General features: G+C 62.8%; 8 protein-coding genes and 1 pseudogene. All 9 read right to left on the bottom strand.

What is annotated here, in order from left to right:
• Nucleotides 1–679: 679 nt before the first annotated feature.
• Nucleotides 680–1,801, bottom strand: a complete 1,122-nt coding sequence (locus tag A2G06_04155; protein ANA39689.1) for a hypothetical protein — start codon at nucleotides 1,799–1,801, stop codon at nucleotides 680–682.
• Between the two features lie 2 nt (nucleotides 1,802–1,803).
• Entirely contained in the window at nucleotides 1,804–4,596 is a 2,793-nt protein-coding gene (locus A2G06_04150; protein ANA39688.1) for a multidrug ABC transporter ATP-binding protein, read from the bottom strand.
• Nucleotides 4,593–5,666, bottom strand: a complete 1,074-nt coding sequence (locus A2G06_04145) for a glycoside hydrolase family 43 (GenBank protein ANA39687.1) — start codon at nucleotides 5,664–5,666, stop codon at nucleotides 4,593–4,595. Before A2G06_04145 ends, A2G06_04150 begins: the two co-directional genes overlap by 4 nt.
• A gap of 36 nt (nucleotides 5,667–5,702) precedes the next feature.
• Nucleotides 5,703–5,834 (bottom strand): hypothetical protein, encoded by a 132-nt coding sequence (locus A2G06_04140; protein ID ANA39686.1) that lies wholly within the window; start codon nucleotides 5,832–5,834, stop codon nucleotides 5,703–5,705.
• Nucleotides 5,835–5,975: 141 nt separating this feature from the next.
• Entirely contained in the window at nucleotides 5,976–6,740 is a 765-nt protein-coding gene (locus tag A2G06_04135; GenBank protein ANA39685.1) for a hypothetical protein, read from the bottom strand.
• Nucleotides 6,741–6,743: 3 nt separating this feature from the next.
• Complete coding sequence (locus A2G06_04130; protein ANA39684.1) at nucleotides 6,744–8,030, bottom strand: hypothetical protein; 1,287 nt, start codon at nucleotides 8,028–8,030, stop codon at nucleotides 6,744–6,746.
• Nucleotides 8,031–8,073: 43 nt separating this feature from the next.
• Nucleotides 8,074–9,063, bottom strand: a complete 990-nt coding sequence (locus A2G06_04125; GenBank protein ANA39683.1) for an ABC transporter substrate-binding protein — start codon at nucleotides 9,061–9,063, stop codon at nucleotides 8,074–8,076.
• Nucleotides 9,064–9,437: 374 nt separating this feature from the next.
• Nucleotides 9,438–10,973, bottom strand: coding sequence for a multidrug transporter (locus A2G06_04120; protein ANA39682.1), 1,536 nt, complete (start codon nucleotides 10,971–10,973; stop codon nucleotides 9,438–9,440).
• Between the two features lies 1 nt (nucleotide 10,974).
• Nucleotides 10,975–14,132 (bottom strand): annotated as a pseudogene (locus A2G06_04115) (multidrug efflux RND transporter permease subunit).
• Nucleotides 14,133–14,147: the final 15 nt, after the last annotated feature.

The raw sequence follows: 14,147 nt of genomic DNA, 5'->3' as shown, positions 1-14,147 counted from the left end.
TGCCAAAATCACTGTCAAGATGCCCAAGCTCAGAAGCATCAACTGATTTGGGAGGCAAAGGTAAGCCCTGTATATCACTCTCAGAATAAAGGCCAATATCCTGTGTCCACATGGATATCCTTGCCAGATCGACATGCACATGATAGCTGCCGCCATCAATCGTTCTTCTGCGCAACGCCTCCATTACGCCTGCTGTACCCAATACGGCCGCCAGAGAATCGTTCAATAAATAGGAAGGTGGCAGTTTCGGATGATCTTTTCCGCACTCCTTAATTGCCATACCCGTTGCAGATGATGCCAGTTGATCAAACCCTCCCCAGTGACGCCAATCGCCCTCAAGCCCCCATGCACGGTAGTCCAATATGACCAATCCTGGGCGCTTTGCCACCAAAGACTTAGGTGAAAGTCCTTTTTTCTTACTCGTCAGGCATCGGGTAGAGTGCCACATAAACGCCGCCATGGAAACAACTCCGTAGCAGAGGCGCGGAAAGGGCCGCCGCAGCCACGGCCCTGCCCGTGCGGCGGGTCGCCGGCTCTGCCGCACGGGCCATCCTGGTAGCGGCGTTCAAGGCGGGATCCGTGGATGTGCCGGTTGCTTTCCCCAGGACGCCACCCGGGATCGGCATCACATATGATTCGATGGTACATCATATCGTGCAGCTTGGCGCGCCCGGCAGGCTTACGCCATCGTCCCGATGGTCTTGCGGAAGCGTGCCAGAGACACGGCAAACAGCACCGCGCCAATCAGGGCAAGGGAGACGAACTGGGGCCAGACCACGGAAATCCCGGCACCCCGGGAGAGGATTGCCTGGGCAAGCATGACGAAATGGGTATTGGGGGCTGCCAGCATCACGGCCTGAACAAAGCCGGGCATGCTCTCCCGGGGGGTCGTCCCACCCGAAAGGATCTGCAGCGGCAGCAGGATCAGCATCACCAGGAGCCCGAACTGGGGCATGGAGCGGGCCAGGGTGCCGAGGAAAATCCCCAGGGAAGTGGTGGCGAACAGGTGCAGGGCCGTACCGGCCAGGAACAGGAGGATGGAGCCCTCGACAGGAACCTTCAGGAGCCCCTGGACCACGAACAGGAGTGAACAGGCCGTTGCGGCGAGTACCACCAGGGCCATGGCCCACACCTTGCCCGTCATGATCTCGAAGGGAGTTACCGGCATGGCCAGGAGGTGCTCGACCGTGCCGTGCTCCCGCTCGCGGAGGAGCGCCGCCCCGGTGAGAATTATCGAAAGCATGGTCACGTTGTCGATGACCTTCATGACCCCCCCGAACCACGATTTGTTCAACTCCGGGTTAAACCGCGCCCGCAGTGCCAGATCCACCACAGGGGCATGGTTCGAGCGGTATCTTTGGAGGAAACTCGCGATCTCGCCGTTGACAATGGTCTGAATGTGGCCGCTGCCGGTAAAGGCCTGGCTCATGCGGGTGGCATCCACGTTGAGTTGGATCGCGGGGGAGCGGCCGGCCAGCACGTCGCGCTGGAAATCCGGTGGAATATCAACGGCAAAGGTATCGATACCGGCATCCATCCGGGCGTCCATCTCGGCTCGGCCGATGAGGACAGGCGGGACGAACTGGGGGGGATAGAACGCATCGACGATGCGCCGCGAGAGTTGGGAGTGGTCCTCGTCCACAATGGCGATGGGAGCGTTGTGGAGGGTTTCGGGCATGGCCGTGGCACCGGAGTAGATGGCAAAGGTAAAGGCATAGACGATCAGGACGAGCATGATGGGATCCCGCAGCAGGCTGCGGAGCTCTTTGATGCCGAGATGGAGAATGTTTGCAGGCCGCATGGTCAGTGCTCCTGTTTCCTGAGCAGTGCTCCCCCGAGGCCGGTCAGGATGGGGACGGCCAGTGCCAGGGAAAGGAATGAGGAGTGGAGGTCGTGGAAATCGAGCCCTTTTGAAAAGGTGCCCCGGGCGATGGTCAGGAAATGGGTGGTGGGGTACGCCCTGCCGATCATGGCTCCTGCCCCTTCGAGGGAGGAAACCGGGTCGATCATGCCTGAGAACTGGACCGCAGGCAGGAGGGTCAGGAGCGCCGTTCCGAAGAGGGCCGCGATCTGGCTCCGCATGAAGGTGGAGATCACCAGCCCCAGGGCGGTGGCGGCGGTTACGTAGAGGAACGCGGCCGCGGCAAGGGTTGGGAAGCTCCCCTTCAGGGGAACCCGAAACACGAAGACGGCCAGGGCGGTAAGGAGGAAAAAGTTGAGCATGGCCAGTGCCACGTATGGCCCCTGCTTGCCGAGGAGGAATTCCAGCCGGGTGACCGGAGTGACGTAGAGATTGACGATGGAGCCCAGCTCCTTTTCCCGCACCACGGACAGAGCGGTCAGCATGGCCGGAATCATCATGAGCAGCAGCGGAATGACCGCCGGCACCATGGCCGGCAGGCTTTTCACGTCGGGGTTGTAGCGGAAGCGCGTCTCAATGGTGGCAGCCCCGGCCCCGGAGAGAGCCGTGATATGCTCCCGGGCCAGGACCGACAGCCACTGCGCATGCATCCCCTGCACGTAGCCGCGCACCGTCTCGGCACGGGTGGGCATGGCACCGTCGATCCAGGCCCCCACCGTCACCGGAGCCCCCCTGCGCAGGTCACGGCCGAAGCCGGGGGGGATCTCGATGGCCAGGCTGATCTCGCCGGCCCGCATGCGCCGGTCCAGGTCGCCATAGTCGATGATGGGAGGACGTTCGTTGAAGTAACGGGAACCGGCGAGATTAAGGGCGTAATCGCGGCTGAGGGTGGTCTGGTCCCGGTCGAGGACCGCGAAGGAAAGATTCTCCACGTCCAGGTTGATGCCGTATCCTATGACGAGCATGAGGATAACGCTCCCCAGGAGCGCCAGGGTCAGGCGGATCGGATCCCGGCGCAGTTCCAATGCCTCGCGCCGGGTGTAGCTGAACAGGCGGCGCAGGCTGAAGAAGCCGCCCCCCTCGGGTTCTCCCTCCCTGGCCGGACCGAGGTCAGAGGGAGCGCGCGGTTGAGGGGAAAGAGCATGCTCTTGCAGAGGCGGCGCCATGGCATCGGAGTCCGTGGCCGCCTCCTCCAGGTAGCCGATGAACGCCTCCTCCAGTGTCTCTACCCCCCGCTTTTCGATCAGGGCCGCTGGCGCGTCGCTCACCAGCACCCGCCCCGCGTGCATCAGCGAGATCCGGTCGCAACGCTCGGCCTCGTTCATGAAGTGGGTTGAGATGAAGATGGTGACCCCGTCCCGGCGCGCCAGACCGATCATGATCTGCCAGAACGCATCGCGGGCCACCGGATCGACCCCCGAGGTGGGTTCGTCCAGAATCAGCATCTCCGGGCCGTGGATCATGGCCACCGCCAGGGAAAGCCGCTGGCGCTGCCCCAGGGGCAGGGCATCGGGGAGGCTCTCCATCACCTCCACCAAACCGAATCGCTCCGCCATCTCCTTCACCCGGGCCGGAATCCCCTTTTCCGGCAGCCTGAAGAGACGGGCGTGGAGCACCAGGTTCTGCCGCACCGTCAGTTCGCCGTAAAGGGAGAAAGACTGGGTCATGTAGCCGACCCGACGGCGGGTATCGATGTCCTGGGAGTCCACGGGACGGCCGAAGAGCCACGCCTCCCCTTCGCTGGCCGGCAGGAGGCCGGTCAGCATCTTCATGGTGGTCGTTTTGCCGCAGCCGTTGGAACCCAGGAAGCCGAAGATCTCCCCCCGCCCGATGCGGAAGCTCACGTGGTCGACGGCCGTGAACTCGCCAAAGCGCATGGTAAGGCCATGGGCCTCGATGGCTGCCTCGGCGGAAACGTCGGTTTCCCGGGGAAAAACCTCTACCGGCCGATGACCTTCCCGCTGGGATGGGGGAAGAAGGGCGATGAACGCCTCTTCCAGGGCGGCGGTGCCGGTCTGGGACAGGAGTTCGGCCGGAGAGCCCGTGGCCAGGACTCGCCCCCCGTTCATGGCCACCAGCCAGTCGAAACGTGCCGCTTCTTCCATGTAGGCGGTGGCCACCAGCACGCTCATCCCTGGCCGCTTGGCGCGGATGCGGTCGATGAGCTCCCAGAATTGGCGGCGCGACAGGGGATCGACGCCTGTGGTGGGCTCGTCCAGGACCAGAAGGTCGGGGTCGTGAATCAGGGCGCAGCACAGGCCCAGCTTCTGCTTCATGCCACCGGACAGTTTGCCCGCCGGCCGGTCGGAAAAGGGCTCAAGGCCCGTTGCCCGCAACAGCTCAAGGATGCGGCGCTCCCGCTCCCGGCGGCCGTGGCCGAAGAGGCGGGCGAAGAACTCGGCATTCTCGAAGACCGACAGGGTGGGATAGAGATTCCTGCCGAGCCCCTGGGGCATGAAGGCCACCCGGGGGCAGACTGTGCGCCGGTGGCCGCGGTCGGCCATGCTCCCCCCGAGCACCTCCACGGCACCGGACTGGACCGCCCGGGAACCGGCGATGAGCGAGAAGAGGCTCGATTTCCCCACCCCGTCGGGGCCGATGAATCCGACCATGCAGCCGGCGGGGAGATCAAGGGAGATATTCTCAAGCGCCGGGGTCTTGCCGTAGCGGAGGCCGACCCCCTTCAGCCGGACCACGGGGGGCGGTTCGGCGGCTGCCGGTTCCCGCGCGTTCATTGTACGAGCCCCGTTGTCAGGCGTTCCGGCCACGGGGTAGCGGTGTCGAGCCGCACGTAGGCCATGCCGGGGAGGCCGGTCTTAACCCGGGTGATGTGCTTTTTGAGGAGCTCCACAGGGATCTGGGCCCGGACGCGGAACATCAGCTTCTCCCGTTCACTGGCCGTTTCCACGGTCTTGGGGGTGAACTGGGCCACGTCGGAAACAAACGACACCCTGGCGGGAATCACGTACCGGGGAGCGGCATCCAGTACCAGCCGCACCTCGGTTCCAAGCGCAACCTTGCCTGCCGCAGCAGTGGGCAGAAAAAACGTCATGTAAACGTCGCTCAGATCGACAAGACTGAGAACCCGTCCGCCGGCGCCGACCACCTCGCCCACCTGGGCGACCTTATACTGGACCCGGCCATCGCGGGGGGCCTTGAGGGCGCTGTCCCTGATATCCGCCTGGATCCGCTCAATGGTGGCCCGGGCGGCGTCGACCATGGACCCCGCCCCCACCACCCGGGTGCGGGCCGTGGCAATGGCAGCCTCGGCGGCGGCAACCTGGGCCCGGGCCGAACTTATGGCGGCTGCGGCGCTTTGGAATCCCGTATAGTCATCATCGGTTTCCTGTTGGGACATGGCTCCTTTTGCTGCAAGCTCAGCAGAACGCTCCCACCGTTTGCGGGCATTGACGAGCTCTGCCTCCCGCTGCCCGACCGCCGCCACCGTCGCCGCCTTCTCGCTTTCCCGCTGGGCCAGTTGGCTGCGCTCCGTGGCGATGGCGGTCTGCGTCTGGCGGTAGTATGCCTCGGCCTCCCGGAGCTGGGCTTCAAGGACTTCCGTGTCCATGACCGCCACCACTTGGCCGGCGGTGACGAAATCCCCCTCGCGCACCAGTATCTCCCTGACCCGGCCGGCAGCCTTGGCGGCCACGTCAATCTCCACCGCCTCGATGCGACCGTTGCCGCCGACCAGCCCCTTGTCCCTGTTGCTCCCGCCGAATTTCTGCCACGCGGCAAAACCCAGGGCCGCCAGCGCCAGCACCACGGCGATCCGAATCAGCAATCTTCTCCATTGACCGGTCATGGCTCCCCCGTTCTCTGCTCCCGGAACACAGACGGCTCAGTGCTTGAACAGAAGGTGGATCAGGTTGATGGGCCAATCCGGGTGCGGCTCTCTGGTTAACACATACAGGGCCGCCATCATGGCGAGCAGCGCGACAAGCACATAGAGGGCTATCCTGGCTGGTTTCACGGCATCTCCTTTCGTGTCTTCAGGTAGTACCGGGCATCTCCAATCGCCGCTGCCACGTCCCCACGCATCACCCACGGTTCCGATTCCCGCTGCAATCCGCCGGGTCAGGCCGGCACGGGTGACGGCCTCCCCCCAGCTCCGTCAGTTGGCCACGTCGTCCTCCCGCTTCATGGTGTACAGCATCCGGAGCAATTCGTACTCGAACGGCGAACCGGTCTGGCGATAGCGGAACGGTATCCGGTGCCGTCTGTCCACGGCGGATGTGCCGGTGTAGGCCGTGGTAATGGCGGCATTGTCGACCCAGGCCGCGGGACCAACCAGATTGAAGGCTGCCGAGTCCACGGCAAGGCCGGTTGTGTCCCGGACATTGGATGGCCCCAGGACCGGAAGGACGAGATATGAGCCGTGCCCTACCCCGTAGCGGCCGAGGGTTTGGCCGAAATCCTCCGGCTGGCGCCTGAGGCCCCAGGCGCCGGCCGGATCCCAGAGCCCGGCGACGCCGACAGTGGAGTTGATGACGAAGCGGCTCACGGTGATACCGGCGGCCTTGAACTTGAGCTGCATGAGGTTATTGGCGAGGTTGCCCACTTCGCCGATGTTGTCGATGGCACTGGAAACCCGGTCTTCGGCGTAATCGGGCATGATGGTTTCGTAGGTGCGGACAACGGGACGGAACAGGTACTCGTCGAAATAATAGTTGAACCGGTATACACCCCGGTTGAAACCTTCCAGGGAGTCGTCCACTTCAAACATCGGTGGCATCCCCTCCTTGACCACATCCTCGTAGGTACGCAGGGGCAAGGCGTCAGCGGGAACCGCCTGGGGAAGGCTACTGCATCCTGCCGCCGGCAGAAGGGCCGCAAGGACCAACGGCAGGAGCCTGATTCGCGTAAGGACGGTGCCCATGCCTCACCTCTCCTTCCCGGCCAGAAAATCGATCATGAATGAGACCACGTCGGGGTGGAACATGTTTCCCATGTGGCCACCGGTGGGGAACAACCGGGCTCGTCCGCCAAAGACTCCCTGGAGGTAGTCGATGTCTCCCGGAGCGAGAATGATATCGTCCTCGTTATGGATCAGCCCGACTTTGTCCGCGTTCCGCAGGTAGGCCTCCTGGGAACGGAGGCTCATGCGCGCCAGCAGGGCCTGACGGGTCAGGGACGGTTCGCGGTGCCGGCGGTTGGGAAAGAACCATTCGTCGAAATAGTCGGTGAAGCGCGTGTGCAACGAGACCGTGGCGTAGCGGGTGAGGGACGAGGTGGCGGTGAGCCTCGCATTTCTGGGGACGATATAGCCGCCACCGTTCATGACGTCGGCGGTGAAAATCATGTTGGCCGCACTCATGCGGAAAGAAAGTCCGATGAGTGCGGCGAGATTCTCCTCATTGGGAGGAAACCGCTTATAGGCGCTGTAGATGAAATCCCCGCTGAGACTTCCCGGCCCCACCTCCCTGCTGACGTGGGAGAATTCGGCAAAAACGCTGCGAAACCAGGCGTCGAACTGCTCCATCCCCTGCGGGACGTTCTCCACCAGCAGTTGATCCAGGGCCGCCACTGACTCATACAGGCTGACCGGAGGGTTGATGAGAAGAACCTTGCTGAAATTGAATCGTTTTTCCTCTTCGTCGAGCCGCGCGACAAACGCCGCGTTGAACGCGCCAAGGCTGTAGCCGGCAAGATCGAAGCCCGAAACGTCTATGGTATCCCGCACCGCATCATAGGCCATCTCCATGACCCGGTAGAGATCACGGGCATCGTCGAAGGGGTCCCCGGGAAGACCCGATGAGGCATTTACCACGAAATCCATATGGCTTGGCGACGTCAGGGAGATGACGTGGAACCCTCCCTGGTACAGGGCGTTCCGGAGCTTTACCATGCGCGGGGTGTTATGGCCGGCGCCGGTTCCGGCAATGACAAAGACAAGGGGAGCGCGATGATCCTGATAGGCCAGGGTGCAGGCGAGACCGTCCTCATACCAAAAGACCGGGGGAATCTCGCGGTCAGGGAACACCCGCAGGGTGAACTCCCGGGCCGGGACCTTTTCGGGGAGCCTGACCTCGAGGTGTTTCGGCAACTCCATGATCGTTGCCTCGTAGGGGTTTACAAAAGGGTAAAAATAGGCTTGAACTGCGGCCGTTGCGTCAGGAGTGAGGGAAACGCACCACGCCAGGCAAAGCAGAACAATGGACCGCCTCATTGTATCCTCCGAAGAAACGGTTGATGGCCGCACCACACATGGTTCAGGGAACGATGCCGGCCTGCCGGAAAAAGCGGTCGGCTCCCGGATGAAGGGGAATGACCGCGGCATCGGCAGCCTCGCGGGAGGAAAGGACCTGCAGGACCGGGTGCTGGCGCCTGAAAAGATCGAAGGAGGTCATGACCTCCCGCACCAGGCGATAGACGGTTTCCTCAGCCATGTCGGACCGGGTGAAAAGTATCGACCGGATGCCGATGGTAGGCACCACTCCGGCACGCTCCAGCCCCGGGTAAAAATTGGTGGGAACCACCGCAGGGAGCAGGAGCGGGTTTTCCGCCGTCACCTGTGCGATGAGTGGTGTGTCGAGGGGAACCAGAAGAACCTTCCGGCGGCCGGTGCTGGCCTCCATCACCGCAAGATTCGGGTGCGCCACCGTATAAATGTAGGCGTCAATATGGTTGCTCTGCAGCAGTTCGGAGGCGAGGGCGGCAGGATGGGCCGAAATGATCACGTCTGACGGATGTAGTCCGGAGAGACGGAGCAGCCTCACGGCATAGTCATGATCAAAGGATCCTTCGGCGCCGATATTGACCCGCTTCCCCCTGAGGTCGCTCATCCGGCTGATCCCGGCATCAACGGCTGCGACAACGGTCACGGCTTCTACCGGGAGCCCGAGAACGGCACGCAGGCCCGGCTGGCTCTTTCCTGCCCATCTGCCGGTTCCCTTCGCCGCATCTCGCAGCACATCGGCCTGGGCTATCCCAAAGGCCGTTTTCCCCTCCAAGACGCTCTCGACATTGGCCACTGCCCCCTGTGATGAAACGGTGGTGAGCCGCACTCCGTATTCCGCGCTTCGGCGATTGAATATCTTTGCTATGGCACTGGAAAACACATAGTAAGACCCTGTGGTGTTCCCGGAGCCGATTGAGAGCGAGGGCTGCGGAAATGCGGGCAGGGCTGCAGGCGTCAGCAGAATCGCCATTGCTACCGGCACCGTCAGGTGCCACCACATGAGTCTGGAGAAGCGGATCATCGGTCACGTCCTCCTCTGGCCCGGAGGATGAATGCTGGATACAATGGGGCTTACTTCACCGAACAATTATAGCATCGTTTTCGGCATTTGTTCGGCGGGAACGTATCCAGTGAAACATTAGCGGCATATGGCCGGCCAGGCTGAGGCATGCCGACCTTTTCCCTGGGAAAAGTGCCGGATGCCCGCCAGAAGCCGGCCCGCATCGACCGGTGTACCGGCTATCCGGCAGATGCCGGCACCTGAAGCCCCGGCAAGGGGAGCTGACGTCCCATCGCAGGTGATCAGCAGATGGAAAGGTCCGGATGCAGTTCTTGTGCGGTGCTGCCGGTTCAAGACCACTCATGCCCGTTCTTGCCCGCACGGTATCTGCGCGGCTATTCGCTCCCGCCGCCCAGCACCCGGTAAAGGGTTGTCAGGTTGAGCAGCCGGACAAGGCGGACGCCGATCAGGTTCTGCTGGGCACTGTAGAGAGCCCGCTGGGCATCCAGGACTTGCAGGTAGTTGTCCACCCCCCTTTCGTAGCGGGCCTGGGAGAGCTTGTGACTCTCGGCCGTGGCGTCGGTGAGGGACTGCTGGGCCGCCAACTGGTCGTCAATGGTACCACGCTGGGCCAGGGCATCGGCCACTTCGCGGAAGGCGGTCTGGATCGCCTTCTCGTACTGGGCCACGGCAATGTCCCGGTCCTTCTCCGCCACCTCCAGCGTGGCCTGGTTGGCTCCGGCGGTGAACACGGGAAGCGTGATGCGGGGCGCAAAACTCCAGGTGAAGGCATCCCCCGTGAAGAGCCCGGCCAGGTCGTCGCTGCCGAAGCCCACGTTTGAAACCAGGGTGATGCGGGGGAAGAAATTGGCCCGGGCGGCACCGATATTGGCGTTGGCCCCTTTCAGGAGGCTTTCGGCCTGGAGGATGTCGGGACGCCGCAGCAGCACGTCTGACGGCAGCCCCGGCGCCACGTCCTTCATGGCGGTGAGGTTCTCGGAGAGGGCCGCAGGGAGGAGCTCCGCCGGAACCGGCGATCCCACCACCAGGCTCAGGGCGTTTGCATCCTGGGCCACCAGGGTGGTGAAACGGGCGATGTCGACCCGTGCGGCGTCGACGCTGGTCTGGGCCTGATGCAGATCAAGGGCTGAGGAAACGCCGGCGTCGAAGCGGCTCTTGGTAAGCTGGTAGGACTGCTGCTGGTTCACCAGGGTTTCCTGCGCCAGTTTCAACCGTTCGCGATCGGCGGCAAGGGAGAGGTAGTTGACGGCCACCTCCGACACGAGGCTGATCTGGACGCTGCGCCGGGCCTGCTCCGTGGCCAGGTACTGTTCCAGGGCCTGATCCTTGAGGCTGCGCACCCGGCCGAAGAGGTCCAGCTCGTAGGAGCTGACCCCGAGGCCAACACTGTACTGATCGATGGTATCGGCCCGGCCCGTGGCCGACAGGCCTTCGGGCTGCCGCTTGAACATGGCGTCGGCGCTGGCATCCACCTGCGGGAAGAGATCCGCGCGCCGGATCTGGTACTGGGCCCGGGAACGCTCGATAGAGAGGGCCGCGGCTCTCAGGTCCCGGTTGTTCTCCAGGGCCAGGGCGATCAGCTTCCGCAGTTTTTCGTCCACGAAAAACTCCTGCCAGGGGATGTCGGCAAGGGGCTTCTCAGCCGTGGCCGCCTCCTGGTAGGCCGAGCCCTCGGGCCACGCGGCCGGAACGGGGGCAGCGGGTCGCTCGTATCTGGGGGCCATGGTGGCACAGCCGGCCAGGGTCAATGTCATAATTGAAACACAGAGCACCTGAACAACAGAGAAAGACTTCGGCGCAAAACCGGAGACTCTCTGCGATCGCTTGCTGGCTGCACGGCAAACGGTGGCAGCGGGATCAGACTGTTTCCCTGTTGCTCTGTTACCCTGCGTTATTCCGAACATACTCATCTCAATTCACCTCCGACGCTGTTTCAGCGGGCGGCTGTACGGCGGTCTGTTTTTTGGCGAACAGTTTCGACACCATCACGAAGAAGAACGGAATGAAAATCAGGTCGATAAAGGTGGCCGAAAGAAGACCGCCGGTCACGGCGGTACCGATGGCGTTCTGGGCCGCAGCCCCGGCCCCCTTGGTGAGGGCCAGCGGCAGGGTGCCGAAGAAGAACGCCAGCGAGGTCATGATGACCGGCCGCAACCGAATCTTCACCGCCAGGAGGGTAGCCTCCACCAGATCATGCCCGTGATGCAACTGGTCCTTGATGAACTGGATGATCAGAATGGCGTTTTTGGTGGAAAGGCCCACGGTGGTCAGAAGGCCGATCTGGAGATAGACGTCGTTCGGCAGTCCCCGCATGGTAACGGCTGTCACCGCGCCCACCAGGCCGAGGGGAAGCATCAGCAGGTTGACGAAGGGAATCGTCCAGCTCTCGTACAGGGCGGCCACGGCCAGGAACACCACCAGCAGGGAGATGGCATAGAGGGCCGGAGCCTGAGCTCCTGCATGCTTTTCCTCATAGGAGAGGCCTGTCCATTCATAGCCGATGCCGGCAGGCAGTTGGGCCGCCATCTTCTCCATTTCGGCCATGGCCTCGCCGGTGCTCACCCCCGGCGCAGCCTGCCCCATGATCTCCACGGACGAGATGCCGTTGTAGCGCTCCAGGCGGGGCGAGCCGTACTGCCAGTGGGCGGTGGCAAAGGCCGAGAACGGCACCATCTCCCCGTTGTTATTGCGCACATACCAGGTGCCGATATCCTCCGGCAGCATGCGGTACCTGGCATCGGCCTGGAGATAGACCTTCTTGACCCGCCCGTTCTCGATGAAGTCGTTCACGTAGGAACTGCCCCAGGCAGTGGAAAGAACCTCGTTGATGCTGGTTTGAGACACGCCCAGTGCCCCGGCTCGCACGTCATCGATATCCAGCTTGAACTGGGGGGAGTCGTCCTGGCCGTTGGGACGCACCGCGATCAGCTTCGGATTCTTCATGGCCATGCCCAGCAACTGGTTGCGCGCCTCCATCAGTTTTTCATGACCAAGGCCGCTGCGGTCCTGCAGCATGAAGTCAAAGCCGTTGGCCTGTCCCAGTTCCACCACTGCCGGCGGTGAAAAGGCAAAGGCCAGGCCGTCCTTGATCTTAGAAAAGACCGCCATGGCCCTGCCGGCAACGGCCGGCGCCTTCAGGTCGGGGGTCGGGCGCAGATCCCAGTCCTTCAGCTTGACAAAGGCGAGGCCCATGTTCTGGCCACGGCCGGCAAAGCTGAAGCCTGCCACGGTAATGATGGCCTCCACGGCTTTTTTCTCCTGTTCCAGGAAATGGTGCTCAAGCTCCTCGATGACCTTGATGGTCCGTTCCTTGGTGGCTCCGGCGGGCAACTGGACCTGGCAGACGATGAACCCCTGGTCCTCGTCCGGCAGGAAGGCCGTCGGCAGCCGCAGGAAGAAGAACACCATGGCCGCCACGATGCCGCCGTAGACCAGCAGGTACCGGACCGGCTTGCCGAAGGAGCGACCAACGAGCCCTTCGTATTTCTCCCGTGCCCAGTCGAACCCCCTGTTGAAGTGGCGGAAGAACTGGCAGAACCAGCCGCACTCCCCTGCCGTGTGCCCCTTTTCGACCGGCTTGAGCAGGGTTGAGCAGAGGGCCGGGGTCAAGATCTGGGCCACCAGCACCGACAGGATCATGGCCGAGATGATGGTGATCGAAAACTGGCGGTAGATGACGCCGGTAGAACCGCCGAAGAAGGCCATGGGAAGGAATACGGCCGACAGCACGGTGGCGATCCCCCAGAGGCGCTGGTGATCTGCCCCATGGACTTGATGGTGGCGTCATGGGGAGAGAGCCCCTCCTCCGACATGATCCGCTCCACGTTCTCCACCACGACGATGGCATCGTCCACCAGCAGGCCGATGACGATGACCAGGGCGAACATGGTCAGGGTGTTGATGGAGAAGCCGGCGGCCGACAGCACCCCCATGGTCCCCAGGAGAACAACCGGCACGGCGATGGTCGGGATCAGGGTGGCCCGGATGTTCTGGAGGAACAGGAACATGATGATGAAGACCAGGCAGACGGCCTCGATCAGGGTCTTGACCACCTCTTTGATGGATATCTTCACAAAGGGGGTGGTGTCGTAGGGATAGACCACCTCCATGCCAGCCGGGAAGTAGCGGGAGAGCTCCTCCATCTTGGCCTTGACCCGCTCGCCGGTATCCAGCGCGTTGGCACCTGCCGCCAGCCTGATCGCCATGCCGCCCAGCGGTTTCCCCTTGTAGCGGGCCTCGATATCATAGTTCTCGGTGCCGATCTTGGCCTCTGCCACGTCTTTCAGCTTGACCGTGGAACCGTCGGGGTTCGTGCGCAGGATGATGTTGTTGAATTGCTCCGGCGTCTGGAGCAGGGTGCGGGCAGTGATGGTCGCGTTCAACTGCTGCCCGTGAACAGCCGGGCTGCCGCCGAACTGGCCGGCCGAAACCTGGGCGTTCTGCGCCTGGATCGCGGCAATCACATCATTGGTGGTCAGGTGGAAATTGTTCAGCCTGGCAGGATCCAGCCAGATCCGCATGGCGTTCTGTGAACCGAACAGTTGCAGCTCCCCTACCCCTTCCACGCGGCTGATGATGTCCTGAACGTTGGAGACCAGATAGTCGTTGAGGGCGTTTCGGTCCAGGGACCCGTCCTCCGACACCAGGCCGACGATCAACAGGAAGTTCTTGGTGGATTTCACCACCTGGATCCCCTGCCGCTGAACGATCTGGGGGAGGAGCGGCGTGGCCAGTTGCAGCTTGTTCTGCACCTGCACCTGGGCGATGTTGGGATCGGTACCGGCCTTGAAAGTCAGGTTGATGGCCACGGCCCCGGCCGAGTCGCTGGTGGACGACATGTAGATCAGGTTGTCGATGCCGTTCAGCTTCTGCTCGATGACCTGGGTGACCGTGTCCTGCACGGTCTGGGCCGAAGCGCCCGGATACATGGCGTTGATGGTGATCTGGGGCGGCGCGATGGGCGGATACTGGGAGACCGGCAGGGTCTTGATCGCCAGCAGCCCCCCCAGCATGACCATAATGGCGATTACCCAGGCAAAAATTGGTCTGTTTATGAAAAAGCGGGACATGAAAGGAGCTCCTTA

The organism is Geobacter anodireducens, from assembly GCA_001628815.1.
GTDB classification, from domain to species: Bacteria; Desulfobacterota; Desulfuromonadia; order Geobacterales; family Geobacteraceae; genus Geobacter; species Geobacter anodireducens.
The sequence above is the reverse complement of the archived record's forward strand: the minus strand, read 5'-3'. Positions and strand labels throughout refer to the sequence as shown.

Coding starts and splice junctions, on each gene's coding strand:
- A2G06_04155 (ANA39689.1), bottom strand. CDS start 1,801: ATGCGGCCTGCAAACATTCTCCATCTCGGCATCAAAGAGCTCCGCAGC.
- A2G06_04150 (ANA39688.1), bottom strand. CDS start 4,596: ATGAACGCGCGGGAACCGGCAGCCGCCGAACCGCCCCCCGTGGTCCGG.
- A2G06_04145 (ANA39687.1), bottom strand. CDS start 5,666: ATGACCGGTCAATGGAGAAGATTGCTGATTCGGATCGCCGTGGTGCTG.
- A2G06_04135 (ANA39685.1), bottom strand. CDS start 6,740: ATGGGCACCGTCCTTACGCGAATCAGGCTCCTGCCGTTGGTCCTTGCG.
- A2G06_04130 (ANA39684.1), bottom strand. CDS start 8,030: ATGAGGCGGTCCATTGTTCTGCTTTGCCTGGCGTGGTGCGTTTCCCTC.
- A2G06_04125 (ANA39683.1), bottom strand. CDS start 9,063: ATGATCCGCTTCTCCAGACTCATGTGGTGGCACCTGACGGTGCCGGTA.
- A2G06_04120 (ANA39682.1), bottom strand. CDS start 10,973: ATGAGTATGTTCGGAATAACGCAGGGTAACAGAGCAACAGGGAAACAG.